The 24809-nt window shown below is 73.0% G+C and carries 24 protein-coding genes and 2 pseudogenes; 16 read left to right on the top strand and 10 right to left on the bottom strand.

Going from position 1 to position 24809, the window contains the following annotated elements:
* Positions 1-70 precede the first annotated feature (70 nt).
* From ACI79W_RS05155 to ACI79W_RS05195, 9 genes are all read left to right on the top strand, one after another.
* Positions 71-277: an ATP synthase F0 subunit C gene (locus tag ACI79W_RS05155; RefSeq protein WP_091928810.1), complete on the top strand. Its 207-nt coding sequence runs from the start codon at positions 71-73 to the stop codon at positions 275-277.
* A gap of 25 nt (positions 278-302) precedes the next feature.
* Positions 303-920 carry a F0F1 ATP synthase subunit B gene (locus tag ACI79W_RS05160; protein ID WP_456561002.1) on the top strand — a complete coding sequence of 206 codons (618 nt, stop codon included), beginning with the start codon at positions 303-305 and terminating at the stop codon, positions 918-920.
* Positions 920-1792 carry a F0F1 ATP synthase subunit delta gene (locus ACI79W_RS05165; protein ID WP_456561003.1) on the top strand — a complete coding sequence of 291 codons (873 nt, stop codon included), beginning with the start codon at positions 920-922 and terminating at the stop codon, positions 1790-1792. The genes ACI79W_RS05160 and ACI79W_RS05165 overlap by 1 nt, the downstream gene beginning before the upstream one ends.
* A gap of 49 nt (positions 1793-1841) precedes the next feature.
* Positions 1842-3479 carry a F0F1 ATP synthase subunit alpha gene (gene atpA / locus ACI79W_RS05170; RefSeq protein WP_456561004.1) on the top strand — a complete coding sequence of 546 codons (1638 nt, stop codon included), beginning with the start codon at positions 1842-1844 and terminating at the stop codon, positions 3477-3479.
* Between the two features lie 4 nt (positions 3480-3483).
* Positions 3484-4455 carry a F0F1 ATP synthase subunit gamma gene (locus ACI79W_RS05175; protein ID WP_456561005.1) on the top strand — a complete coding sequence of 324 codons (972 nt, stop codon included), beginning with the start codon at positions 3484-3486 and terminating at the stop codon, positions 4453-4455.
* Positions 4456-4503: 48 nt separating this feature from the next.
* Positions 4504-5946: a F0F1 ATP synthase subunit beta gene (gene atpD / locus ACI79W_RS05180; protein ID WP_456561006.1), complete on the top strand. Its 1443-nt coding sequence runs from the start codon at positions 4504-4506 to the stop codon at positions 5944-5946.
* Between the two features lie 226 nt (positions 5947-6172).
* Complete coding sequence (locus ACI79W_RS05185; protein ID WP_456561007.1) at positions 6173-6361, top strand: hypothetical protein; 189 nt, start codon at positions 6173-6175, stop codon at positions 6359-6361.
* A 131-nt stretch (positions 6362-6492) separates the two neighbouring features.
* Positions 6493-6882 carry a F0F1 ATP synthase subunit epsilon gene (locus tag ACI79W_RS05190; RefSeq protein WP_456561008.1) on the top strand — a complete coding sequence of 130 codons (390 nt, stop codon included), beginning with the start codon at positions 6493-6495 and terminating at the stop codon, positions 6880-6882.
* A 19-nt stretch (positions 6883-6901) separates the two neighbouring features.
* Entirely contained in the window at positions 6902-7303 is a 402-nt protein-coding gene (locus tag ACI79W_RS05195) for a DUF2550 domain-containing protein (RefSeq protein ID WP_456561009.1), read from the top strand.
* Positions 7304-7344: 41 nt separating this feature from the next.
* On the opposite strand, the gene ACI79W_RS05200 is transcribed toward ACI79W_RS05195, so the two are convergent.
* Positions 7345-7956 carry a cob(I)yrinic acid a,c-diamide adenosyltransferase gene (locus tag ACI79W_RS05200; protein WP_456561010.1) on the bottom strand — a complete coding sequence of 204 codons (612 nt, stop codon included), beginning with the start codon at positions 7954-7956 and terminating at the stop codon, positions 7345-7347.
* A gap of 183 nt (positions 7957-8139) precedes the next feature.
* On the opposite strand from ACI79W_RS05200, the gene murA reads away from it, so the two are divergent.
* Positions 8140-9420, top strand: coding sequence for a UDP-N-acetylglucosamine 1-carboxyvinyltransferase (gene murA, locus ACI79W_RS05205; protein WP_456561011.1), 1281 nt, complete (start codon positions 8140-8142; stop codon positions 9418-9420).
* Here murA and ACI79W_RS05210 read toward each other — a convergent pair.
* Positions 9417-9743 carry a hypothetical protein gene (locus tag ACI79W_RS05210; RefSeq protein WP_456561012.1) on the bottom strand — a complete coding sequence of 109 codons (327 nt, stop codon included), beginning with the start codon at positions 9741-9743 and terminating at the stop codon, positions 9417-9419. The genes murA and ACI79W_RS05210 overlap by 4 nt on opposite strands.
* A gap of 100 nt (positions 9744-9843) precedes the next feature.
* Between ACI79W_RS05210 and ACI79W_RS05215 the strand changes: the two genes are divergently transcribed.
* Complete coding sequence (locus ACI79W_RS05215; RefSeq protein ID WP_456561013.1) at positions 9844-11874, top strand: protein meaA; 2031 nt, start codon at positions 9844-9846, stop codon at positions 11872-11874.
* Here the strand turns inward: ACI79W_RS05215 and ACI79W_RS05220 are convergent.
* A pseudogene (locus ACI79W_RS05220) lies at positions 11792-12486 on the bottom strand (YqjF family protein). The gene ACI79W_RS05215 and the pseudogene ACI79W_RS05220 sit on opposite strands and share 83 nt — an antisense overlap.
* Positions 12417-12761: pseudogene (locus tag ACI79W_RS05225) on the bottom strand (DUF2071 domain-containing protein); the annotation flags it as partial. The pseudogenes ACI79W_RS05225 and ACI79W_RS05220, both read right to left, overlap by 70 nt.
* On the opposite strand from ACI79W_RS05225, the gene ACI79W_RS05230 reads away from it, so the two are divergent.
* Positions 12666-13436 (top strand): enoyl-CoA hydratase-related protein, encoded by a 771-nt coding sequence (locus ACI79W_RS05230; RefSeq protein WP_456561014.1) that lies wholly within the window; start codon positions 12666-12668, stop codon positions 13434-13436. The pseudogene ACI79W_RS05225 and the gene ACI79W_RS05230 sit on opposite strands and share 96 nt — an antisense overlap.
* A gap of 189 nt (positions 13437-13625) precedes the next feature.
* The gene (locus ACI79W_RS05235; protein ID WP_456561015.1) at positions 13626-14972 is read left to right on the top strand and encodes a dicarboxylate/amino acid:cation symporter; all 1347 of its coding nucleotides are present in this window, start codon (positions 13626-13628) and stop codon (positions 14970-14972) included.
* A 51-nt stretch (positions 14973-15023) separates the two neighbouring features.
* Here ACI79W_RS05235 and ACI79W_RS05240 read toward each other — a convergent pair whose 3' ends face one another.
* Both ACI79W_RS05240 and ACI79W_RS05245 read right to left on the bottom strand, forming a co-directional pair.
* Positions 15024-15917 (bottom strand): hypothetical protein, encoded by an 894-nt coding sequence (locus tag ACI79W_RS05240; RefSeq protein ID WP_456561016.1) that lies wholly within the window; start codon positions 15915-15917, stop codon positions 15024-15026.
* 46 nt (positions 15918-15963) lie between these two features.
* Positions 15964-17181 carry a sensor domain-containing phosphodiesterase gene (locus ACI79W_RS05245; RefSeq protein WP_456561017.1) on the bottom strand — a complete coding sequence of 406 codons (1218 nt, stop codon included), beginning with the start codon at positions 17179-17181 and terminating at the stop codon, positions 15964-15966.
* Between the two features lie 110 nt (positions 17182-17291).
* On the opposite strand from ACI79W_RS05245, the gene nucS reads away from it, so the two are divergent.
* The 3 genes from nucS (at position 17292) to ACI79W_RS05260 (ending at position 20162) form a co-directional block, all read left to right on the top strand.
* Complete coding sequence (gene nucS / locus ACI79W_RS05250) at positions 17292-17963, top strand: endonuclease NucS (RefSeq protein ID WP_456561018.1); 672 nt, start codon at positions 17292-17294, stop codon at positions 17961-17963.
* A gap of 108 nt (positions 17964-18071) precedes the next feature.
* Positions 18072-19853 (top strand): 3-hydroxyacyl-CoA dehydrogenase family protein, encoded by a 1782-nt coding sequence (locus ACI79W_RS05255; RefSeq protein ID WP_456561019.1) that lies wholly within the window; start codon positions 18072-18074, stop codon positions 19851-19853.
* Positions 19854-19856: 3 nt separating this feature from the next.
* Positions 19857-20162, top strand: a complete 306-nt coding sequence (locus ACI79W_RS05260) for a hypothetical protein (RefSeq protein WP_456561020.1) — start codon at positions 19857-19859, stop codon at positions 20160-20162.
* 9 nt (positions 20163-20171) lie between these two features.
* On the opposite strand, the gene ACI79W_RS05265 is transcribed toward ACI79W_RS05260, so the two are convergent.
* The 4 genes from ACI79W_RS05265 to mce form a co-directional block, all read right to left on the bottom strand.
* Positions 20172-21413 (bottom strand): class F sortase, encoded by a 1242-nt coding sequence (locus ACI79W_RS05265; protein ID WP_456561021.1) that lies wholly within the window; start codon positions 21411-21413, stop codon positions 20172-20174.
* 71 nt (positions 21414-21484) lie between these two features.
* Entirely contained in the window at positions 21485-22741 is a 1257-nt protein-coding gene (locus ACI79W_RS05270; protein WP_456561022.1) for a hypothetical protein, read from the bottom strand.
* A gap of 160 nt (positions 22742-22901) precedes the next feature.
* A complete protein-coding gene (gene ccrA, locus ACI79W_RS05275; protein ID WP_456561023.1) occupies positions 22902-24233 on the bottom strand; it encodes a crotonyl-CoA carboxylase/reductase in 1332 nt (443 codons plus the stop codon).
* Between the two features lie 97 nt (positions 24234-24330).
* Positions 24331-24792, bottom strand: coding sequence for a methylmalonyl-CoA epimerase (mce, locus tag ACI79W_RS05280; protein ID WP_456561024.1), 462 nt, complete (start codon positions 24790-24792; stop codon positions 24331-24333).
* Positions 24793-24809: the final 17 nt, after the last annotated feature.

A 24809-nucleotide genomic window follows, 5' to 3' on the forward strand; every position in this document is an offset into this window, starting at 1 on the left:
CCGCCCCCGAGTTGCACAACCGATGTGCGCCACCCGGCAGCACACCGACTGAGAGGAACGGACACACCCAATGGAAGGCAACCTTGCGATCATCGGCTACGGCCTGTCGGCCATCGGGCCGGGCGTGGGCATCGGCCTGATCTTCGCTGCCTACGTGGCCGGCGTCGCCCGTCAGCCCGAGGTCCGCGGTGTGCTGCAGACCATCGCCATCCTCGGCTTCGTGCTCTGCGAGCAGCTCGCCATCTTCGGCATCGCCCTGGCCTTCGTCTTCAGCTGACCGAGGACCGGAAGGAGAACTCGTGATGGGCGCGATCGACAACGCGGCCGACATCCTGGCCGCCGAGAGCGGTGAGGGGGGCTTCTGGGAGGACGCCTACCCGGTCATCCCGCACCCGGGTGAGCTGATCGTCGGCATCATCTCCTTCGCCATCCTGTACTTCCTCTACAAGCGCTTCGTCGTGCCTCGGCTCGAGGCCATGCTGGCCGAGCGCCAGCGCACCATCGAGGGCGGCATCGAGCGCGCCGAGGCCATGCAGGCCGAGGCCAAGGCGGCGCTCGAGCAGTACCGCGCGCAGCTGGCCGAGGCCCGCAACGAGGCGGCGCAGATCCGTGACCAGGCCCGTGCCGAGGGCCAGCAGATCATCGAGGAGCTGCGGGTCCAGGCGCAGGAGGAGTCGGCGCGGATCGTCGCCCGTGGCGAGGAGCAGATCGCTGCTGCCCGCCAGCAGGTGGTCAACGAGCTGCGCGGGCAGGTCGGTGGCCTGGCCGTCGAGCTCGCGGGCCGGGTCGTCGGGGAGTCCCTCGCCGACGAGGCGCGCCGGCAGGGCACGGTGGACCGCTTCCTCGACCAGCTCGACGAGCTGGCCGCCGGCAGGTCCGACGGCCGGAGCGGCAGCACCGTCGCCGGGGGCACCCGCTGATGGACGCCTCGAGCCGTGCGGCGCTGCTCGCCGCCCGGGAGCGGCTGGACGAGCTGACCCGGGACCCCTCGGGGTTCCTGGGGAAGGCCAAGGACCGGCTGACCGGGCAGGCCCGGGCGACCGGTGCCGAGGAACAGCTCGCGCTGGCCGAGGAGCTGTTCGCGGTGGCCCGGCTGCTGGATGCGCAGCCCTCGCTGCGCCGGGCGCTCACCGACCCCTCGGGCAAGCCCGAGGAGCGGGCGGCGCTGGCGCAGCGGCTGTTCGGCAGCCGGCTGTCCGCGGTGGCCCTCGACGTCGTCGAGTACAGCGTCCGGCAGCGCTGGTCGCGGCCGTCCGACCTCATCGAGGCGGCGACGACCCTGGCCACCGAGGCCGCGCTCGACGCCGCCGGTGCCCGCGGTGAGCTGGACGGGGTGGAGGACGAGCTCTTCCGCTTCGGCCGCATCATCGAGGGCGACCGGGAGCTGTCCCGGATCCTGAGCGACCGCAGGGCCCCGGCCGCGGGCAAGGCCGCCCTGCTCGACCAGTTGCTCTCCGGCCGGGTCAGCCCGGTGACCGAGCTCCTGCTGCGGAACGTGCTCACCACCTCGCACGCCGGCACGGCGGGCGTCGCGGTCGAGCGCCTCTCCGAGGTCGCCAGCCGTCGCCGCGGCCAGTCCGTGGCCCGGGTGACGACGGCGGTGGCCCTGACCCCGGCGCAGGAGCAGCGGCTGGTCGACGTGCTCGGCCGCCTCTACGGGCGGACCATCGGGTTGCAGGTGACCGTCGACCCGACGGTCCTCGGCGGTCTCCTCGTCCAGGTGGGCGACGAGGTCATCGACGGCAGCATCGCCCACCGGCTGGAAGCCGCCCGACGGCAGCTCGCCGGCTGACCGCCCACCACCACAGATCACGACCCCGCAGGGAAGAGGACTCAGAGCCATGGCCGAGCTGACGATCTCCGCAGAAGAGATCCGCAGTGCCATCCAGAACTACGTCACCGAGTACTCGCCTGACGTGTCCCGCGAAGAGGTCGGGATCGTCACCGAGGCCGGCGACGGCATCGCCCGGGTCGAGGGCCTGCCCTCGGTCATGACCAACGAGCTGCTGGAGTTCGAGAGCGGCGTCCGCGGTCTGGCGCTGAACCTGGACGTCCGCGAGGTCGGTGTCGTCATTCTGGGTGACTTCTCCGGCATCGAGGAGGGGCAGCAGGTCCGGCGCACCGGTGAGGTGCTCTCGGTGCCCGTCGGCGACGGCTACCTCGGCCGCGTCGTGGACCCGCTGGGCAACGCGATCGACGGTGCCGGCCCCATCGCCACGACCGGCCGGCGCGCCCTGGAGCTGCAGGCCCCCACCGTGGTGCAGCGCCAGTCGGTGCACGAGCCGATGCAGACCGGCATCAAGGCGATCGACGCCATGACGCCGATCGGCCGTGGTCAGCGCCAGCTGATCATCGGCGACCGCCAGACGGGCAAGACGGCGATCGCGATCGACACGATCATCAACCAGAAGCAGGCCTGGGCGACCGGTGACCCGTCGCAGCAGGTGCGCTGCATCTACGTCGCGGTCGGCCAGAAGGGGTCGACGATCGCCTCCATCCGGTCCGCCCTCGAGGACGCCGGCGCGATGGAGTACACGACCATCGTCGCGGCCCCGGCCTCCGAGGCCGCCGGCTTCAAGTACATCGCTCCCTACACCGGCTCGGCCATCGGGCAGCACTGGATGTACGAGGGCAAGCACGTCCTGATCGTCTTCGACGACCTGTCCAAGCAGGCCGAGGCCTACCGTGCCGTCTCGCTGCTGCTGCGCCGCCCGCCGGGTCGCGAGGCCTACCCGGGTGACGTCTTCTACCTCCACTCCCGCCTGCTGGAGCGCTGCGCGAAGCTCTCGGACGAGCTCGGCGCCGGGTCGATGACCGGGCTGCCGCTCATCGAGACCAAGGGCAACGACGTGTCGGCCTACATCCCGACCAACGTCATCTCGATCACCGACGGCCAGATCTTCCTCGAGACCGGTCTGTTCAACTCCGGTGTCCGCCCGGCGATCAACGTGGGTATCTCGGTGTCGCGCGTGGGGGGCTCGGCGCAGATCAAGGCGATGAAGTCGGTCGCCGGCCGCCTGCGCCTGGACCTGGCCCAGTACCGCGAGCTCGAGGCATTCGCCTCCTTCTCCTCGGACCTGGACGCCTCCAGCCGCGCGACCCTGGAGCGCGGTCAGCGCCTCGTCGAGCTGCTCAAGCAGGGCCAGTACTCGCCGTACTCGGTCGAGCGCGAGGTCGTCTCCCTGTGGCTGGGCACCACCGGCAAGCTCGACGTCGTCCCGGTGAGCGATGTGCGGCGCTTCGAGTCGGAGTTCCTCGACTTCGTGTCCCGCAACCACGACGGCATCCTGGACACCATCCGGACGTCCAAGAAGCTCGAGGACGACACCGTCCGGAACCTGGAGCAGGCGGTCGACGCGTTCTACGGCCAGTTCACCACCGGTGAGGGCGAGTCGCTCCGGGTGAACGAGCCCGAGGCCGAGGCCATGGACGCCTCGGAGCGGGGTCAGGAGCGCGTCCAGGTCAAGAAGAAGGCCTGACGCCATGGCAGCCTCTCTCCGCGCGCTGCGGCGCCGCATCCGCTCCACCCAGTCGACGAAGAAGATCTTCTCGGCCCAGGAGCTGATCGCCGGTGCTCGCATCGTGCGCGCGCAGGCCCGGGTGGAGGCCTCCAAGCCCTACGCCCGGGAGATCACCCGCGTGCTGTCGGCGCTGGCGTCCTCGGCGTCCCTGGACCACCCGCTCCTGACCGAGCGGGAGAACCCGCGCCGGGCGGCGGTCCTGGTCATCACCTCCGACCGCGGGTTCGCCGGCTCGTACAACGTCAACGTGCTCCGGCGCACCGAGGAGCTGCTCTCCCTGCTCCGGCAGGAGGGCAAGGAGCCGGTCCTCTACGTGGTCGGCCGGAAGGGGGAGACCTACTACTCCTTCCGCAACCGCGAGATGGCCGACACCTTCACCGGCTTCTCCGAGCAGCCCGGCTACGCCGACGCCCAGCGCGTGGGGGAGCAGCTCATCGCCGCCTTCACGGCCGGTCAGGACGACGAGGACGGCGGCGCAGGTGCCGACGGCATCCTCGGCGTCGACGAGCTGCACATCGTCTACACCGAGTTCCGGTCGCTGCTCTCGCAGATCCCCGTCGCCAAGCGGATGGCTCCGCTGGAGGTCGAGGAGGTCGAGGAGTTCGACTACGAGCGGGAGGACCGGGAGCGGGAGAACGCCGCCGCCCACGAGCTGCCGACTGCGTACGAGTTCGAGCCCTCGGCCGAGGGGCTGCTCGACGCGTTGCTGCCGAAGTACATCACCACCCGCATCTACGCGGCGATGCTCGAGGCGGCCGCCTCCGAGTCGGCCTCGCGCCGACGGGCGATGAAGTCGGCCTCCGACAACGCCGAGGAGCTGGCGAAGAACCTCTCCCGGCAGGCCAACCAGGCCCGCCAGGCGGAGATCACCCAGGAGATCAGCGAGATCGTCGGTGGTGCCGACGCGCTGGTCTCCGCCGGTTCGAACGACTGATCCACCGAACAGCAGACCACCGAGCCCCAGGGCAGGAGAGCAGTACAGATGACCGTCACCGAGGACCGTCCGACCACCTCGCAGACCACCGGCAGCGGCCGCGTCGTGCGGGTCACCGGGCCGGTCGTCGACGTCGAGTTCCCTCGCGACGCGATGCCCGACCTGTTCAACGCCCTGAAGGTCGATGTCACGCTGGCCGACCTCGGCAAGACCCTCACCCTCGAGGTCGCCCAGCACCTGGGTGAGAACGTCGTGCGCACCATCTCCATGGCCCCGACCGACGGTCTCGTCCGCGGCGCGGAGGTCACCGACACCGGCAACCCGATCATGGTGCCGGTCGGTGACGTGACCAAGGGGCACGTCTTCAACGCCCTGGGTGACTGCCTGGACACCCCCGGCTACGGCGAGGACGCGCCCCACTGGTCGATCCACCGGCACGCGCCGCGGTTCGACCAGCTCGAGGGCCGTACCGAGATGCTGGAGACCGGCATCAAGGTCATCGATCTGCTCACCCCGTACGTCGCCGGCGGGAAGATCGGCCTCTTCGGCGGTGCCGGCGTCGGCAAGACCGTGCTGATCCAGGAGATGATCCGCCGCGTCGCCCAGGAGTTCGGTGGCGTGTCCGTGTTCGCCGGTGTGGGTGAGCGCACCCGCGAGGGCAACGACCTCATCACGGAGATGACCGAGTCCGGCGTCATCGAGTCGACCGCACTGGTCTTCGGCCAGATGGACGAGCCGCCGGGCACCCGCCTGCGCGTCGCCCTCTCAGCGCTGACGATGGCCGAGTACTTCCGCGACGAGCAGAACCAGGACGTGCTGCTCTTCATCGACAACATCTTCCGGTTCACCCAGGCGGGGTCCGAGGTGTCCACGCTGCTGGGCCGCATGCCCTCGGCCGTGGGGTACCAGCCGACCCTGGCCGACGAGATGGGTGAGCTGCAGGAGCGGATCACCTCGACCCGCGGCCGCTCGATCACCTCGCTGCAGGCGATCTACGTGCCCGCGGACGACATCACCGACCCGGCGCCGCACACCACGTTCGCCCACCTCGACGCGACGACCGTGCTCTCGCGGCCGATCTCGGAGAAGGGCATCTACCCGGCCGTGGACCCGCTGGACTCGACCAGCCGGATCCTCGACCCGCAGTACGTGGGCCAGGAGCACTACGACATCGCCCAGCGGGTGAAGCAGGTGCTGCAGCGCTACCAGGAGCTGCAGGACATCATCGCGATCCTCGGTATCGACGAGTTGTCCGAGGAGGACAAGGTCACGGTGAACCGGGCGCGTCGCGTCGAGCGGTTCCTCTCGCAGAACATGTTCGTCGCCGAGGCGTTCACCGGTCAGCCGGGCTCGTTCGTCCCGCTGTCGGAGACCCTGCAGGCCTTCAAGGCCATCACCGAGGGCGAGTACGACAACGTCCCGGAGCAGGCCTTCTTCATGTGCGGTGGCCTCGAGGACCTCGAGAAGAACGCCGCGAAGCTCAAGAAGTAAGAGGACCCCGCTGCCCCCCGCGCCTCGCTCCGCTCGGCGCGGGACCCTGCAGCGGGGCCACCTCGGCACGTCGCCAGGGCCGGGTCTCCGTGAGGAGGCCCGGCCTTCGGCGTCGGTGGGTCACCCGTCCGGGTGGATTCCGGTCGGCCGATGTTCGAGAGGGGGGCGGCCTGCCGACCATCCCGGCAGGCGCACCCGGGGAGCGGGTGCCGGCACGAGGGGCGACGTGGAGCGGGACAGCGCGGTACTGCCGCCCGGGAGCCGTGAGGCGCTCGACTGGACCTGGCCGCCGTACGCACCGGTAGAAGGGCGTACCGCGGACTTCGACACCGAGCACTGGGCGTCGGCCACCTGCGTCCGCCATCCCTGGGTGCGCGTCGGGCGCTGGACGATCCTCTACCGCCGCGCCGCCTGACGCACCCCCGGCGTCCTCACCTCTCCGGAACCGGGGTGGTGCCCCGGACAGCGCCGATGGCCCCGGTGGACCGGGGCCATCGGCCCCGTGGCTACAGTGAAGACCCGTCCGCGTGGATCCCGAGGAGTGTCGTGGCGACCCTGCAGGTCGAGTTGGTGGCCGTCGAGCGCAAGATCTGGTCCGGCGAGGCCACGAGCGTCATCGCCCGCACCACGGAGGGCGAGCTCGGCGTCCTGCCCGGGCACACGCCGCTGCTGGGCCAGCTGGCCGACGGCGGTGTCGTGACCATCCACACCGAGTCAGGCGAGGACATGGTCATCGCCGCCCACGGCGGTTTCCTCTCCGTCACCGAGCGGGGTGTCTCGATCCTCGCCGAGACGGCCGAGATCTCCTCGGAGATCGACGTGGAGCGCGCCCGTGAGGCCCTGCGCCGCGCCGAGAGCGGGGGCGACGACCCCGAGGCGGTCGCCGCCGCACGCCGCGCCCAGTCGCGGCTGAGGGCGGCCGGCGCGAGCGACTGACCTGGTCGGCGAGCGCGGGATGACCACCGCCCTGTGGGTGCTGATCGGCGTCCTGCTGCTGCTCGTCGTCGTGGTCTTCCTGCTGCGCCGCCGCTTCCTGCTCTCGGGGCTCGGCGCGGTCACGATGTGGCTGCGCCCCGAAGGCGCGCCCCGGTGGTCTGTGGGCGTCGCCTGGTACGGCGGTGATGCCCTGCTGTGGTACCGGGCGCTGTCGCTGTCGGTGCGGCCGCAGCAACGGCTCACCCGCGCCGGTTTCCGCGTGCTCGCGCAGCGGCCTGCGCACCGCGACGACCTCGCCCTGCCGTCCGACGTCCACGTCCTGCAGTGCAGCACCGCGCAGGGACGGCGGGAGCTGGCGATGGACCGCTCGACGGTGACCGGTTTCCTGTCCTGGGTGGAGTCGGCCCCGCCGGGGAGCTGAGGCGAGGCCTCCTGTGGCCCACGCGCCCCGATGGCGGTCGCTCACTCCTCCCGGCCTGCGGCCGCCCGCTGGGCGTGCACACCGCTGTGCGCACCGGGCTCCCACAGGATGTCGCCGTCGGGGTTGGCCACGCGGCCGAGGATGAACACCAGGTCCGACAGCCGGTTCAGGTAGCGGGCCGTCTCCGGGTTGGTTCGCTCGGCATCGCTCTCCAGCAGCGCCCACACGCTGCGCTCGGCCCGGCGGACGACCACCCGCACCTGGTGCAGCAGCGCGGCCAGCGGAGTCCCCCCGGGCAGGATGAAGCTGTCGAGCTTCGGCAGCGTCTCGTTGTAGGTGTCGCACGCCGCCTCGAGCCGCTCGGTGTAGGCCGCCGTCACTCGCAGCGGCGGGTACTGCGGCTCGGCGACGATCGGTGTGCAGAGGTCGGCTCCCACGTCGAACAGATCGTTCTGGATGCTGCGGAGCAGGTCCACGAGCGCCGGCTCCGGGGAGCCGAGCGCGATCGCCACGCCGATCGCGCTGTTGGCCTCGTCCACGTCGGCGTAGGCGACCAGCCGGGGATCGGTCTTGGCCACCCGGCTCATGTCACCCAGGTGTGTCTGACCGGCGTCGCCGGTCCTGGTGTAGATGCGCGTGAGCCGGACGGTCATGCACGGAGCCTAGTGAAAGGACCCCGCTGCCCCCACCGCTCGCAGGCTCGCGGCGGGCCCCTGCAGCACGGCCGTTCCAGGACGTCACCTGGCGCTCGGCGCGGGTTCCTGCAGGAGGGGCCGCTCCGGCACGTCACCGGGCGCGCGGCGGGGCCCCGGTGGCGGTCACCGTAGGGTGGTCCGGTGCAGTGCTTCGAGGTGACCGGGGGAGCGAGGCTCGCGGGCCGGGTGCGGGTCACCGGTGCCAAGAACAGCGCCCTGAAGCTCATGGCGGCGACGCTCCTCGCATCAGGGCGCTCCACCATCGACGAGGTCCCCGACATCCTCGACGTGGCGATCATGAGCGAGGTGCTGCGCCGGCTGGGCTGCGCCGTGTCGTACGAGCGCACCCCCGGCAGCGGAGGTGGTGGCCGGCTGACCATCGACGTCCCGGACGCGCCCTCGACCGAGACCGACTACGACCTGGTCCGCCGGATGCGCGCCTCCATCAGCGTGCTGGGACCGCTGGTCGCCCGCTGCGGCAGCGCCCGCGTCGCGCTGCCCGGTGGAGACGCGATCGGTTCCCGGGGGCTGGACATGCACATCTCCGGCCTGGAACGCCTCGGCGCCACCATCGTCAGCGAGCACGGCTTCCTCGTGGCCACGGCCCCACGGCTGACCGGGACCTCGATCTGGCTGGACTTCCCCTCCGTCGGTGCCACGGAGAACCTCGTCATGGCAGCGGTGCTGGCCTCGGGCACGACCGTGGTGGACAACGCCGCACGCGAGCCCGAGATCGTCGACCTCTGCCGGATGCTCGGCGAGATGGGGGCGCGCATCGACGGCGCCGGCACGTCCACGATCACCGTCGAGGGCGTGGACTCGCTGCGGCCGGTCGAGTACACGACGGTCCCCGACCGCATCGTGGCCGGCACCTGGGCCATCGGGGCGGTGATGACCCGCGGTGACGTCGTCATCGAGCGGGGCGTCGCCGAGCACCTCACCGTCGCCCTGGACAAGCTGACCGACGCCGGGGCCCTCGTCGAGGCGCTGCCGGACGGCATCCGCGTGGCCATGGAGGCGCGGCCGCGCTGCGTGGACGTCGTCACCCTGCCCTTCCCCGGGTTCCCCACCGACCTGCAGCCGATGGCGGTGGCGCTGGCCGCCGTCTCCACGGGCACGGCGCTCATCACCGAGAACGTGTTCGAGGGCCGGTTCATGTTCGTCAACGAGCTGGTGCGGCTGGGCGCCGACGTCCGCATCGACGGCCACCACGCCGTCGTCCGGGGGCGTGAGCGCTTCTCCAGCGCCCCGGTGCTCGCGACCGACATCCGCGCCGGCGCCGGGTTGGTGCTGGCGGGCCTGTGCTCCGACGGCGTCACCGAGGTGCAGGACGTGCACCACGTCGACCGCGGGTACCCGGACTTCGTCGACCAGCTGGCGGGTCTGGGCGCCGTGGTCCGGCGCACCGAGCGGTCGGACTAGGCACCGCCGAACGAGGCGGCCAGCCGCCGCGCGCGGTCGGCGTCCTCGGGGAACACCAGCACCTCGGCGCGGTGGGCCGCGGGGAAGCGCACGGTGGAGCGGATCCCCGCGTCGGAGAGCAGCGCGCGCAGCGCCAGGGCGGACTCGCGGCGGCTCAGCGTCGCGACGTGGGTGAGCAGCCCGTCGTCCACCGGCCGGCGGCGCCGGCGGTCGCGGGCCAGGTCGCTGCCGAAGGCCCACCGGGTGAACAGTGCCAGCAGCGCGAACGCGGTGAGAGCGATCACCGGCCCGCCGGCGTGCAGCAGGCTGTCCGCGACCGCCACCGTGCTCCTCCTTCCGCGTCCACCCTCCAGCGAGTGTGCCACCGCACACATCGGCGGGCGGGGCTGCTACCGGTCGGTAACCGCCCTACACTCCGCCGGTATGCCGTTCCCGCAGAAGCCGGAGGAGCGTGACCGCCCCTGGGTCATGCGCACCTACGCCGGCCACTCCTCGCCGGCCGAGTCCAACGCCCTCTACCGCCGCAACCTGGCGAAGGGGCAGACCGGTCTCTCGGTCGCCTTCGACCTGCCGACGCAGACCGGCTACGACCCCGATGACGAGCTCGCCCGCGGGGAGGTCGGGAAGGTCGGCGTCCCCGTGTCCCACATCGGTGACATGCGCGCGCTCTTCGACGGCATCCCGCTCGACGAGATGAACACGTCGATGACGATCAACGCCACGGCGATGTGGCTGCTCGCGCTTTACCAGGCGGTCGCGGAGGAGCACGGCCACGACGTCGCCAAGCTCGCGGGGACGACGCAGAACGACATCATCAAGGAGTACCTGTCGCGGGGGACCTACGTCTTCCCGCCGGCGCCCTCCATGCGGCTGATCACCGACATGGTCGCCTACACGGTGACGACGATGCCGAAGTGGAACCCGATCAACATCTGCAGCTACCACCTGCAGGAGGCCGGGGCCACGCCGGTGCAGGAGATCGCCTACGCGATGAGCACGGCGATCGCCGTCCTGGACTCGGTCCGCGACTCCGGGCAGGTGCCGCAGGAGCGCTTCGGCGAGGTGGTCGCGCGCATCTCCTTCTTCGTCAACGCCGGGGTCCGGTTCGTCGAGGAGATGTGCAAGATGCGGGCCTTCACCCAGCTCTGGGACGAGCTGACGAGGGAACGCTACGGCGTCGAGGACCCCAAGCACCGCCGCTTCCGCTACGGCGTGCAGGTCAACTCGCTCGGTCTCACCGAGGCGCAGCCGGAGAACAACGTCCAGCGCATCGTGCTGGAGATGCTCGCCGTCACGCTCTCCAAGGACGCCCGCGCCCGCGCCGTGCAGCTGCCGGCGTGGAACGAGGCCCTGGGCCTGCCGCGCCCCTGGGACCAGCAGTGGTCGCTGCGCCTGCAGCAGGTCCTGGCCTACGAGACCGACCTGCTCGAGTACGACGACCTGTTCACCGGCTCGGTCGTCGTGGAGAAGAAGGTGGCCGAGCTCGTCGAGGGCGCCCGGGCCGAGATCGCCCGGGTGCAGGAGATGGGCGGCGCCGTCGCCGCGGTCGAGTCCGGCTACATGAAGGGCGAGCTGGTGGCCTCGCTGGCCGAGCGCCGGCGCCGGATGGAGAGCGGCGAGGACGTCGTCGTCGGGGTCAACAAGTTCGACACCACCGAGCCCAACCCGCTCACCGCCGACCTCGACACCGCGATCATGGTGGTCGACCCGGCCGTCGAGGCCGCCGCCCAGGAGGCGGTGCGGAAGTGGCGGGCCGAGCGCGACCAGGCCGCCGCCGACCGCGCGCTCGCCGCCCTCCGCGAGGCGGCGGCCGGTGACGCGAACCTCATGCCCGCGACCCTGGACTGCGCGCGCGCCGGGGTGACGACGGGGGAGTGGGCCGGCGTGCTGCGGGAGGTGTTCGGCGAGTACCGGGCCCCCACCGGGGTCGCGGCTGCCGCCGGTGGGGGTGAGGCCGACGAGACCCTCACCCAGGTCCGCGAGCGGGTCCGCGCCACCGGGGAGGAGCTGGGCGGGCGGCTGCGCTTCCTGGTCGGCAAGCCGGGCCTGGACGGCCACTCCAACGGCGCCGAGCAGATCGCCGTGCGCGCCCGCGACGCCGGCTTCGAGGTCATCTACCAGGGCATCCGGCTGACGCCGTCGCAGATCGTGAGCGCCGCCGTCGAGGAGGACGTGCACGTGGTCGGCCTGTCGGTGCTCTCCGGGTCCCACCTGCAGGTGGTGCCGGCGGTCCTCCAGGGGCTCCGGGACGCCGGCATGGACGACGTGCCGGTCGTCGTCGGCGGGATCATCCCCGACAGCGATGCCCGGCGGCTGCGCGAGCAGGGCGTCGCCCGGGTGTTCACGCCCAAGGACTTCGGCCTGAACGACATCATGAGCCAGGTGGTCGACGTGGTCCGCGAGGCCAACGGTCTCCCCGCCCAGCCCCGGGAGCAGGTGCCCACGCCGGCCTGACCACCGGCCCGAAGCGGACGTCGACACCCGGGGAGAACAGCACGCGGTCGGGCGGGCCGGTCAGACCGGCCAGCCCGGCCGCGGCGAGCAGCGAGTCGTCGAGGTCGACGACGTCGGCCCGGTGCAGCGGCCATGCCGGGTGCTCGTTGGGCCAGTGCACCGGCCCGCCGCGCCCGGGCCGGTGCAGGCCCCAGCGGGCGGTCAGGAAGTGGTCCAGCCGGTCCGGCTCGGGCAGCCGGTCGCCCACCCGGAGCGTGAGCCGGCTGCGGGCACCGCGAGGACCGGGCCAGCGCCGGCGGCAGCGGTAGGTGAGCAGGTCGCCGGTCCGCTCGATCCGCAGCGCGACCACGCGTACGGCAGCCGGGCGGCCCAGCGCGCGGTGACCACGGGCAGCAGCCGTTCGGCGTCCAGCGACCGGAGGACGACGCCGTGGCGTCCCCGGGCGTCGACCGAGTAGAGCCGGACGTTCGTCTCGGCGAACGAGCCGAGGTGGGGGATGCCGGCGCCCCGAACAGCCCGATCCACTCCATGCGGAACGGGACCAGCCCGACGAAGGTGTCGTCGTCGAGCACGTCGGGACGGGTGCCGGCCGGGAGCAGCGGCGCGACGCACGCCGGGTCCACCTCCCAGTGGAGGAAGGCGACGTCCCGCCAGCCCTGGGTGAACACCGTAGGACCCGCCGGCCGGGGGGCGGTCGGGCTGATCGGTTCGGTGCCGGGCACCCGCCCAGCGTCCCCGGTGCGGGAGCGATCGTCATTGCCGACCGCACCCGGGCGTGGTGGGCTCGGGGCATGGCTGACGGAGCACCCCGGGTCGAGCGCGACGGCGACGTCGTCCGCATCACGATGACGCGTGCGGCGAAGCGCAACGCGCTGTCCCGCGAGCACCTGGCGCAACTGCTCGACGCCGTCACGGAGGCGGGGGAGAGCGACGCCGCGGCGATCGTGCTCGGGGCGGAGGGGCCGGTGTTCAGCGCCGGTCACGACTTCGCCGACGTCGCCGGTGCCGCGCTGCCCGAGGTGCGCAGCCTGCTGCGGCTGTGCACGGAGCTGATGCAGACCGTCCAGGACGTGCCGCAGGTCGTCGTGGCCCGCGTGCACGCCCTCGCCACCGCCGCCGGCTGCCAGCTGGTGGCCTCCTGCGACCTGGCCGTCGCGGCGGAGTCCGCCGGGTTCGCCGCGCCCGGCGGCAAGGGCGGCTGGTTCTGCCACACCCCGATGGTCGCCATCGCCCGCAACGTCGGTCGCAAGCGGGCGATGGAGCTCGCGCTGACCGGCGACGTCATCGACGCGGCGACGGCGCTGGACTGGGGGCTGGTCAACCGCGTGGTGCCCGACACCGAGCTGGACGCCGCCGTCGACGACCTCGTCCAGCGGGCCACCCGGGGCTCGCGGGCCAGCAAGGCCTGGGGCAAGCAGACCATGTACGCCCAGCTGGACCGGCCAGAGCGGGACGCCTACACGACCGCGATCGAGGTCATGGCCGCGGCCAGCCAGCTGCCGGGTGCGCGTGAGGGCATGGCGTCGTTCCTCGAGAAGCGGCGTCCCGTCTGGCCCGACTAGGGCACCTGGCCGGGTGAACCCGGCCACAGGGCGGAATGCCCGGGGCCGCCGGAGAACTGAGCTACCCGTGCAGAACATCTGGGGGCTGACGCGACGGCGCACCGTCGACTTCGGCCGCGTGACGGTGGAGCGCTGTCGGGGCTGACGCGCCCCCACTCGCTCCTCCTCACCCAGAACGGAAACATCCCCGTGCTCGCTCGTCTCCGCCGCGTGCCCTTCGCGGCGCAGGTTCTCCTCGCCCTGGTCGTGGGCGTGGCCCTCGGGTTCGTCGCCCGTGAGCTGGGCCCCGTCGCCGACGGCTCGCCCAACTGGCTCACCAGCACCCTCCAGACGATCGGCGGCACCTTCGTCACGCTGCTGAAGACCCTCGTCCCCCCGCTGATCGTCACCGCGGTGATCGTCAGCATCGCCAACCTCAAGCAGGTCTCCAACGCCGCGCGGCTGGCCGCCCAGACGCTGCTGTGGTTCGCCGTCACCGCGCTGATCGCCGTCGGCATCGGGATCGCGCTCGGCCTGCTCACCGAGCCCGGCCGCAACAGCTCGGTCGACGCCGCGACGCAGGCCGACCCCGGCCGGACCGGCTCCTGGTTCGACTTCCTGAACGGCATCGTGCCCGGCAACATCCTCGGCCTGCAGGGCTCGGCCGAGGGTGCTCTGTCGTTCAACGTGCTCCAGCTGATCGTCATCGCCGCGGCCATCGGCATCGCGGTGCTCAAGGTCGGCGAGGCGGCCGAGCCCTTCCTCACCGTCGTCCGCTCCGCGTTGGCCGTCGTCCAGAAGGTGCTGTGGTGGGTGATCCTCCTCGCGCCGCTGGGCACGGTCGGTCTGATCGGCAACGCCGTCGCCAGCTACGGCTGGGAGTCCCTCGGCTCGCTCGGCGTCTTCGCCGGCGCCGTCTACGCCGGTCTGGCGCTGGTGCTGTTCGTCGTCTACCCGGTGCTGCTCAAGCTGCACGGCCTCTCGCCGCTGCGGTGGTTCGCCGGTGCGTGGCCCGCGATCCAGCTGGCCTTCGTCTCCCGCTCGTCGATCGGCACGCTGCCGGTGACCGAGCGGGTGACCGAGCAGAACCTGGGCGTCCCGCGGTCCTACGCCTCCTTCGCCGTCCCGCTCGGCGCGACGACGAAGATGGACGGCTGCGCGGCGATCTACCCGGCGCTGGCGGCGATCTTCGTCGCCCAGTTCTTCGGGGTGGACCTGGGCATCACCGACTACCTGCTCATCGTCCTGGTGTCGGTCATCGGCTCGGCGGCCACGGCCGGCGTCACCGGTGCGGTGGTCATGCTGACCCTCACGCTCTCCACCCTCGGCCTGCCGCTGGCCGGCGTGGGCCTGCTGCTGGCCGTCGACCCGATCCTCGACATGGGCCGCACCGCGGTGAACGTCGCCGGTCAGGCGCTGGTGCCGACGATCGTGGCGAAGCGGGAGGGCATCCTCGACCTCGATCGCTACCGGGCGACGCGGACGGTCGACCCGCTGGCCTCCGTCGAGGAGCGCGCCGGCGTCGACGTCGACCTGCGGCAGCCCGCCACCGCGTAGGCGACCGTTCGCCGACGGGCCCGGACCTCGCACGAGGTCCGGGCCCGTCGCTCACCCCTCGGTCAGATCCGCGCAGCCGGACTCGTGCGGCAGCAGCGGCCGGAGCACCACCGCCCACCGCGACCCGTCCTCGCCGACCCAGGGGGTGGCCGAGTTGCCCCCCGAGGTCGCCTCGAGCACCGCCTGGGCCTGTTCCCCGGTGGCGGTCACGCACGTGGTGCCCGGCCCGATCGGCTCGCCCGGCAGCGCCGGCCCCGGCCACGGACGCTCGGCCTGCGGGGGGTCCACCTCGACGTAGGGGCTCACCACCGCGGCCACGGCCTCCGGCTGGTACGGCTCGGGGCCGCTCACCCGGTCGGCGCCCAGGGCGGCGACCGGGTCGCGCAGCGCCTCGGCCAGCTCCGAGAGCCGGGCGCGGGCGGCCGCTTGCTGCTCGGTGATCCCCGGCTCGAGCTCGCCCCGGGGGCCGGCGCCCATGCCGAGGGCGTACACCTCCCGGGTGACCGTCTCGCCGCCCGTGCGGACGGTGAAGCGGGTGCTGGTCACGTCGGCGACCGGGGGGCTGCCGAGGTCGCCGGTCTCCGTCACCCCGGCGGCGATCGCCCGCTCGACCAGGTCGCGCACGCCGCCGTCACCGAGCCGGTGCACCTGCAGGTTGGGCAGCGCGGGGGCCGGCCAGACGGCGATCACGGGGCCGTCGGTGATCAACCGGCCGTCCGCGTAGAGGGTTGCGGACGGCACCCGCCCGGCCAGCATCGCCGGGGTGGTGAAACCGCCGACCTCCCTCACCTGGAGGACGACGGTGGCGTCGTCCCCGGCGGGGGACGGCGGCTCCGCGGCGGGCGTGCCGCCACCACCGGCGCCGCCAACGGCCGCGTCGGCGCAGGCGGCGAGCAGCAGGGCCAGGACCAGCAGGGTGGCGGCGCGCAGCGGACGGGTGCTCATACCCCTGACGACGGGCCGGGCCGGCCGGGAGGTTCCCCGGTGGCGCTCACCCGGGGTTCCCGTCGAGCACCTCGGCCGCCGGCCGCGGGTGGCCGAACAGGTAGCCCTGCCCGTAGCGGACCCCGCGGACGACGAGGACCTCGCGCTCGTCGGCGTGCTCGACGCCCTCGGCCACCAGCCGCGCACCGGTCTCGTCGGCGAACGCCACCATCGCCGAGGTCATGGCCTGGCGGGCCGGGTCGGTGTGCAGCCCCATGACCAGCCCGATGTCCAGCTTGATGACGTCGGGGTCCAGCCGCAGGATGTGCCGCAGGCTGGCGTAGCCGGCGCCCGCGTCGTCCACGCCCACGGCGACCCCCGCGCGGCGCAGCCCCTGGGTGACCGAGACGACCGCCTCGTAGTCGTCGACGCGGCTGTGCTCGGTGATCTCCACGGCCAGCGGGCAGCCGGAGTGGCCCAACAGCACGTCGACGACGGTCGGGCACAGCAAGGCGTCCGGGGAGAGGTTCACCGCCAGCGTCAGGCCGCCGCGCAGCTGACCGGCCTCGGCCAGGGTCGCGCGCAGCGCCTCCTCCTCGAGCTCGACGCCGATCCCGACCGCGGCGGCCTCGCCGAACAGCGCCGCCGGCCCGTCCCCGCCCCACCCCGGGAAGCGGCTGAGCGCCTCGTAGCCGACGGTCCGCCCGGTCACCATGTCGACCACCGGCTGGAGGTGCACCTCGACCGCGCCCTCCGCCAGGAAGGCGCGCACTCGGGCGCGGCGGGCGGCGAGGTCGGAGGCCGTGGCGGCACCGGCGTGCCGGAGGTGGTCGCTGATCAGGTCGGCCAGCAGCTCCACCGTGCGCACGGACGCCCCGTCCAGCTGGGTGCCGGGGTCGCGGCTGAGGCAGCAGAGCATCCCGATGGGGCGCGCGTCGTGCCCCCGCACCGGTGCGCCGACGTAGGAGCCGATGTGGAGGTCGCCGGTCACCTCCAGGTCCCGCGTCCGGGGATCGCGCGCCGCGCCGGTGACGACGGCGGGGAGCTGGCCGCTCAGCACGCGCACGCAGTAGGAGCCTTCCAGGGGCGCCGTCATGCCCTCCTGCACGTTCATGGCGTCGAGCTCACCTGTCGCGGCGGTGATCAGCTGGCTGCCCTCGGTGAACAGCGATACCCAGGCGACCTCCATGCCCAGCCGGGCGCGGGCGGCGTCGAGCAGCCAGTGCACCCAGTCGCCGGCCAGCCGGTCCGCGTGAGGGGTGCCGGTCGCCGCCGCTGCGCTCACCCGCCCATTCTGGGGCGCCGGGGGCCGCGCGACCACGGTTCCGCACCGGGATCTTTCCGGAACTCGGCACCGGCCCGGGCGCCGGTCGCGGCGCGGTAGCGTCGGCTCCCGTGCGCCTGGTCATCGCCCGCTGCTCCGTCGACTACGTCGGTCGGCTCACCGCCCACCTGCCGATGGCGACCCGCCTGCTGCTGGTCAAGGCCGACGGCTCGGTGTCGGTGCACGCCGACGACCGGGCCTACAAGCCGCTGAACTGGATGAGCCCGCCCTGCCGGCTGGACGAGGCGCTGACCGACGGCTCGGGCACGTGGACGGTGACGAACAAGGCCGGCGAGCAGCTGATCATCAGCATCGAGGAGGTGCTGCACGACCACGCCCACGACCTCGGGGTCGACCCCGGGCTGCGGAAGGACGGCGTCGAGGCCGAGCTGCAGCGCCTCCTCGCCCTGCACGTGGAGACGTTCGGGCAGGGCTGGTCGCTGGTGCGCCGGGAGTACCCGACGGCCATCGGGCCGGTGGACCTGCTCTGCCGGGACGCCGAAGGCGGTGTCGTGGCCGTCGAGGTCAAGCGCCGGGGCGAGATCGACGGGGTCGAGCAGCTGACGCGCTACCTGGAGCTGCTCAACCGCGACCCGCTGCTGGCCCCGGTCAAGGGCGTGTTCGCCGCGCAGGAGATCAAGCCGCAGGCGCGGGTGCTGGCGACCGACCGCGGCATCGACTGCGTCACCGTCGACTACGCCCTCCTCAAGGGGACCGACGACCCGTCCCAGCGCCTGTTCTGAGAGCACCCCTCCGCCCTCACCGCGGGCGAGCCCTGCAGAGGGGCCGGGGATCGCCGGTCACCCGTGATGAGACACTTCCCGCCATCACCGGTGATGGGAGACGGCAACGTGGCCAGGGAACTGAACGAGGTCGGCGTCGTGGGGCTGGGCACCATGGGTGCCGGCATCACGGAGGTGCTCGCACGCGCGGGGCTCTCGGTCACCGCCGTGGAGACCGGTGAGGAGGCCCTGGCCCGCGGCCGGGCCCACGTCGAGCAGTCCACCGACCGGGCGGTCGCCCGCGGCAAGCTCGACCCCGCCGACCGCGACGCGATCTTCGAGCGGATCCGCTTCTCCACCTCGCTGGAGGACCTGGCGGACGCGGAGCTGGTCATCGAGGCCATCCCCGAGCGGATGGAGCTCAAGGCCGACGTCTTCGCCAAGCTCGACAAGATCTGCCCGCCGGACACGATCCTGGCGACCAACACCTCAAGCCTCTCGGTGACCGAGCTGTCGGTGGTCACCGGCCGGCCGAGCAAGGTGATCGGGATGCACTTCTTCAACCCGGCGCCGGTCATGAAGCTGGTCGAGGTGGTCCGCACCGTCGTCACCGAGCCCGCGGTCGTCGAGACCGTCGAGGCGCTCGCCGACCGCCTGGGCAAGGTCGACGTGACGATCGGCGACAAGGCCGGGTTCATCGCCAACGCGCTGCTGTTCGGCTACCTCAACCACGCCGTCTCGATGTACGAGAACCGCTACGCCTCGCGCGAGGACATCGACGCCGCCATGCGGCTGGGCTGCGGCCTGCCCATGGGCCCGCTGTCGCTCATGGACCTCATCGGCATCGACACCGCCTACGAGATCCTCGACACGATGTACAAGCAGTCGCGGAACCGGCTGCACGCGCCCAGCCCCGTGATCAAGCAGATGATGACCGCCGGGCTGCTGGGCCGGAAGTCCGGTCGCGGCTTCTACACCTACGCCGAGCCCGGCTCGGCCGAGGTCGTCCCGGACGACCGGACCCCCACCCCGGGCGGGGCCGCGGCGGGTGCCCGCGATGTGCGGACCGTCGGCGTCGTCGGTTCCGGCACGATGGCCACCGGGATCATCGAGGTCGTCGCCAAGGGCGGCTACGACGTGCGGTTCGTCGCCCGCTCGCCCGAGAAGGTGGAGAGCGTCACGACGGCGCTGACCAAGAGCCTGGACAAGCAGGTCGTGCGCGGTCGCCTCGAGGAGGCGGCCAAGGCCGAGATCCTGGGGCGGGTCTCGGGCACCACCTCGCTGGACGACCTCGCCGACCGCGACCTGGTCATCGAGGCCGTCGTCGAGTCCCTCCCGGTCAAGGAGGCGCTGTTCGCCAACCTCGGCGAGATCGTCAAGCCGGGGGCGGTGCTCGCCACGACCACCTCGAGCCTCCCGGTCATCGAGTGCGCCAAGGCCAGCGGTCGCCCGGCCGACGTCGTGGGCATGCACTTCTTCAACCCGGCGCAGGTGATGAAGCTCGTCGAGGTCGTCTCGACGATCTCGACGTCGCCCGACGTCGCCGCGACCATCCACGCGGTGTCGGCGCAGCTGGGCAAGCACGCCGTCTCCTGCACCGACCGTGCCGGCTTCATCGTCAACGCGCTGCTCTTCCCGTACCTGAACGACGCGGTGAAGATGCTGGAGGCCCACTACGCCACCGCCGACGACATCGACGCCGCCATGAAGGTCGGCTGCGGTTACCCGATGGGCCCCTTCGAGCTGCTGGACGTCGTGGGCCTCGACGTCTCGCTCGCGATCGAGAAGGAGCTCTACACCGAATTCCGCGAGCCCGGGTTCGCGCCGGCGCCGCTGCTGGAGCACCTGGTGACCGCCGGCTACCTCGGCCGCAAGACCGGCCGCGGGTTCCGGGACTACGCCAGCCGCTGACGCGTGCCCCGTCGCCGCCCGCGGACCGGGTCGCGCCCCCCAGGGCGTGACCCGGTCCGTCGTACCGAGCAGGTCGAGGAGGCCGGCGACGGCGACTGGGTCGTCCGCGCCATCACCGGCGCCGCGACGGGCAAGACCTACCGCTGCCCGGGATGCGACCAGGAGATCCGCACGGGGACGCCGCACGTGGTGGCCTGGCCGGCCTACGTCCGGGACTCCGACCTGGAGCCGTGGGACGTCGACTCTGCGGCCGACCTCCGGCGGCACTGGCACACCGCGTGCTGGCGCTCGCGGGAGCGCCGCAGGTAGCGGCTGCGGTCAGCCGACCAGCCGTCCGGAGACCACCACGTTGTCCCGGTAGCCGCCCGTCGCCGCGTCGAACTCGCCGCCGCAGGTGATCACCCGGAGCTCCGCGTCCGGGGTGGGCCCGTAGACGGCCTCCCCGGGGAACGCGTCCTTCGCGTACCGGTCGACGGCGGTGATCCGGAACCGGGCCACCTTGCCGTCGGCCCGCTCCACGAGCACCTCGTCGCCAGGGACCACCAGGGGGAGCCGGCTCAGCGCCCCGGGGCGCCCCGACCAGTCCACGTGCCCGGTGAGGACCGCGGGACCGGGGGCGCCGGGCCGCGGGCCGCCGGTGAACCAGCCGACGAGGGCCGGGTCGGCCGGCGGGACGAGCGCGCCGGTGCCGTCCAACCCGGCTCCGACCAGCGGTGCGTCGATCCCGGCGGCGGGGACGCGCAGGCGCACGGGGGCGGCGGCCGCCAGGTGCGCGGCCGCTGACCGGGGGGCCTCCACCGCGACGGCGACGGCGCGGGGGAGCCAGCCGGCGAGCGGACCGGCCGGGCCGCCGCCGGCCGCGACCGCGCCCACGGGCCGCACCGCGGGGCCGGCGGCGTCGGGCACCACCCGCAGGTCCACACCCCCTCCGGGTCGGGCCAGGACCAGGACCGTCCGCACCGTTCCGGCGGGCAGCTCGACCTCGGCGGCGGCACCGGTGGCCGGGACGGACAGGCGGTGCCGGCCGGCGGGCACGCTCACGGGCGGTGCGACGCCGGGGGACCGCAGGGCGGCGGCGAGCTGGGGCCCACCGTCGAGCAGCACGTCGAGCGGGCCCGTGCCGGGCGCCGCCCCGATCACCCGCACCCGTGCCGCCCCGGCGGGCGGTGCGCTCAGGTCGTCGTCCAGCGGCTGCAGGGTGAGCGCGGCGAAGGTGCCGGCGAGCGCCACCGTGCGGGCCTGCCCGGGGGAGAGCTCGAGGCGGGCGGAGAGCACCGGCGGGGTGGCGGCCGGTGCGCCGGCCGCCCGGATGCTGACCGCGTAGGCGCCCGCGGGCAGCTCCGCGTAGCCGTCCACCTCGCCGTACCCGATCCCCGTGGCGACGGCGGGGCCGGGGTCGGTCAGCACCTCACCAGGCGGTGCCGCGGGCGTCAGGGAGACGTCGACCGCCGGGGTGTCGGGGGAGAGGTGGGCCACCCGCAGCAGCGCCGTGCCCTCGTCGTCGGCCACGGCGCGCTCCGGCGCGCCGAGGACGCCCACCAGCACCGCCAGCGACAGCACCAGGAGGGCGGGGAGCCCGCGCCGGCCCGTGCCGCGGTAAGGCGGGGAGCCGGGGGCGGAGCCGCCCTGCCTCAGGAGCGGCCGACCGGCTCGTCGACCGACTCGTCCGACTCCTGCGCGGCGTGGGACGTGCCGCTGGCCGGCCGCGGCGGCAGCGGCAGGGCGCGGGTGGTCGGCTCGGCGCGCTTGACCGCGGGGAACGTGGCGGTCACCGGCTCGGCACGAGTGGGCTGGCGGGCCGCCGCGGCCTCCCCTTCACCCCGGGTCACCTGCACGGCCGGCTGCTGCCCCGTCTGGGGCCCGGCGACCGGGGCGGGAGCCTGGCCGGCGGGAGCGGCGGTCTCCGAGCGCTCCGACTGCGCGGCCTGGACCGGCTGCGGGGCGGTGGCCGGCTGCCCCCCGGACGGCTGGGGAGCGGGCTGCTGGGGAGCGGGCTGCTGGGCAACCTGCTGCTGGGGAGCGGCCTCGGGGGTGCGGGTGGTCGGCTGCGGGCGCCGCTCGGTGCCGGCGTCGTCGCGGGGGTCCTGCTTGCGGTCGCCCAGGTCGGGCAGGTCGTCCAGCAGGCGCCGGGCCTGCACCAGCCGGCTGGTGAGCTCGTCGCGGACCTCGCGGATGGCCTCGGCTCGGGCCTCGGCGTCGGCGACGAGCTGGGCGGCGTGCTGCTCCGCGGCCGCGATCCGCTGGCGGGCGGCCTGGGTGGAGACGCGCTCGCGCTCCTCCTCGACCCGCGCCGCCTCGGCCCGGCGCGCGCGCTGCGCGATGTCGAAGTCCTCCTCGACCTTGGCGCGGCGGGCCTGCGACTCGGCGTCGAGCCGGGCGACCCGCTCCTGCGCCTTGGCGACCAGCTCGTCGGCGCGCTGCTGCGCCTTCTGCGCGATCTGCTCGGCGCTCTGCCGTGCCTCGGCGATCATGCGCTCGACCTCGGCCTGCCCGGCGGCGTGGCGCTCCAGCAGCGCCCGCTCCTCGGCGGCGGTCTGCTCGCGCACGGCCATGGCGTCGGTCTCGGCGGCGCGGCGGATCTCCGCCGCTTCCTCCTCGGCCAGCTGCAGCATGTGCTGGATGCGCTCGCTGATGTTCTCGAACGTGGGGGCGGCGGCGTTGGCGGCCTTGCGGCGGAGCGTCTCGATCTCGCCGTGGAGCGCCGACAGCTGGCTGGCCAGGTCCGACGACCGCGCGACGGCGGCATCGCGGTCGGCGAGGGCGATGCGGAAGTCCGCCTCCAGCCGCTCGATCGTGTCGGCGACCTGGTTCCGGTCGTACCCCCGCAGGACCACGTCGAACGAGTGCTGCGCCTCGTGCACCGGCATGTCACGGCGGGGGTCGTTCATGGGTTCCATCCTCGCAGAAGGGGGAGGGCTCGTCACCGTCCCGGGCGGAGTCCGCCCCAGATGCCCCGGACGTCCCAGGTGGCACGCCGGGCGGTGCGCGCGGGGGCCGGGCCGCGGTTGAGCGGCCCGGCCCCCGGTGAGTTGCTGGAAGGGTGACCTTTCAGACCCCGCGGAAGCGGTTGATCGCCTCGATGTGCTTCTCGCGCTTCTCGGCGTCCTTGACGCCCAGCCCCTCCTGCGGGGCGAGGGTCAGCACGCCGACCTTGCCCTGGTGGGCGTTGCGGTGGACGTCGAGGGCGGCCTGGCCGACCTCCTCCATCGGGTAGACCTTCGACAGCGTCGGGTGGATGAGGCCCTTGTCGATGAGCCGGTTGGCCTCCCACGCCTCCTTGTAGTTGGCGAAGTGCGAGCTCAGGATCTTCTTGAGGTTCATCCAGAGGTACCGGTTGTCGTACTCGTGCAGGTAACCGGTGGTGGAGGCGCAGGTGATGATCGTGCCACCCTTCTTGGCGACGTAGACGCTGGCGCCGAAGGTCTCCCGGCCGGGGTGCTCGAAGACGATGTCGACGTCCTCACCGCCGGTCAGCTCGCGGATCTTCTTCCCGAAGCGCTGCCACTCCTTGGGGTCCTGGGTGTCGTCGTCCTTCCAGAACTGGTAGCCCTCGGCGGATCGGTCGATGACCAGCTCGGCGCCCATCCTGCGGACGATCTCGGCCTTCTCCGGGCTGCTCACCACGCACACCGGGATCGCGCCGCCGTTCAGCGCCATCTGGGTGGCGTAGGAGCCCAGGCCGCCCGAGGCGCCCCAGATCAGCACGGTGTCGCCCTGCTTCATGTTGGCGCCGTTCTTGCTCACCAGCTGCCGGTAGGCGGTCGAGTTCACCAGACCCGGGCTGGCGGCCTCCTCCCACGAGAGGTGGGCGGGCTTGGGCATCAGCTGGTTGCTCTTCACCAGTGCCAGCTCGGCGAGACCGCCGAAGTTGGTCTCGAAGCCCCAGATCCGCTGCTGCGGGTCCATCATCGTGTCGTCGTGGCCGGCCGGGTCCTCCAACTCCACCGACAGGCAGTGCGCCACGACCTCGTCGCCCGGCTTCCACTTGTTGACCCCGGGGCCCACGCGCAGGACGACGCCGGCCAGGTCCGAGCCCACCACGTGGTAGGGCAGGTCGTGCCGCTTGGTCAGCTCGGAGACGCGGCCGTAGCGCTCGAGGAAGCCGAAGGTGGAGACCGGCTCGAAGATCGACGTCCAGACGGTGTTGTAGTTCACCGAGGACGCCATCACGGCCACGATGGCCTCGCCCGGGCCGAGCTCCGGCGTCGGGACCTCCTCGACGTGGAGGGACTTGCGCGGGTCCTTCTCCTTGGTGGGCAGGCCCACGAACATGTCCTGCTCGTCCTTGCGGACCAGCACGGCGCGGTAGGACTCCGGCACGGCCAGGCCGCCGAGGGCGTCCAGCTGGTCGGCGAGGATGGCGTCCGTGATCTCGTTCACGCGAACTCCCGGGTCATCGGTGGCCGTCGTCGGCCGGCTCGGAGGGCGGTGCGGGTGCGGAGAGGTTACCGATCGGTAACCGCGCGGCTCGGGGTGGTCAGCGGGCGGTGGGGGCGGCCGGCTCGACGAGCTCGACGAGGACGCCGCCGGCGTCCTTGGGGTGGACGAAGTTCACCCGGCTGTCCGACGTGCCGCGCTTCGGGGTGTCGTAGAGCAGCCGCAGGCCGCGTTCGCGCAGCGTCGCGCTGACCGCCTCGACGTCGTCGACCCGGAAGGCGAGCTGCTGCAGTCCGGGGCCCGAGCGGCCGATGAACTTGGCGATCGTGGATTCCGGGGTCAGCGGCGCGAGCAGCTGGATCCTGGTCTCGCCGGTGCCGACGGCGAGCATGGCCTCGCGGACGCCCTGCTCCTCGTTGGTCTCCTCGTGCACCGAGTGCACCCCGAAGGCCCGGGCGTAGAAGGCGATCGCCTCGTCCAGGTCCGGGACGGCGATGCCCACGTGGTCGATGGTCGTCAGCAGGCCCTCGGGCAGCCCGGGGCGCTCGGCGTCGTTGCTCACGCAGGCATAGTGCCGTC

The organism is Blastococcus sp. SYSU DS0533 (genome assembly GCF_054050775.1).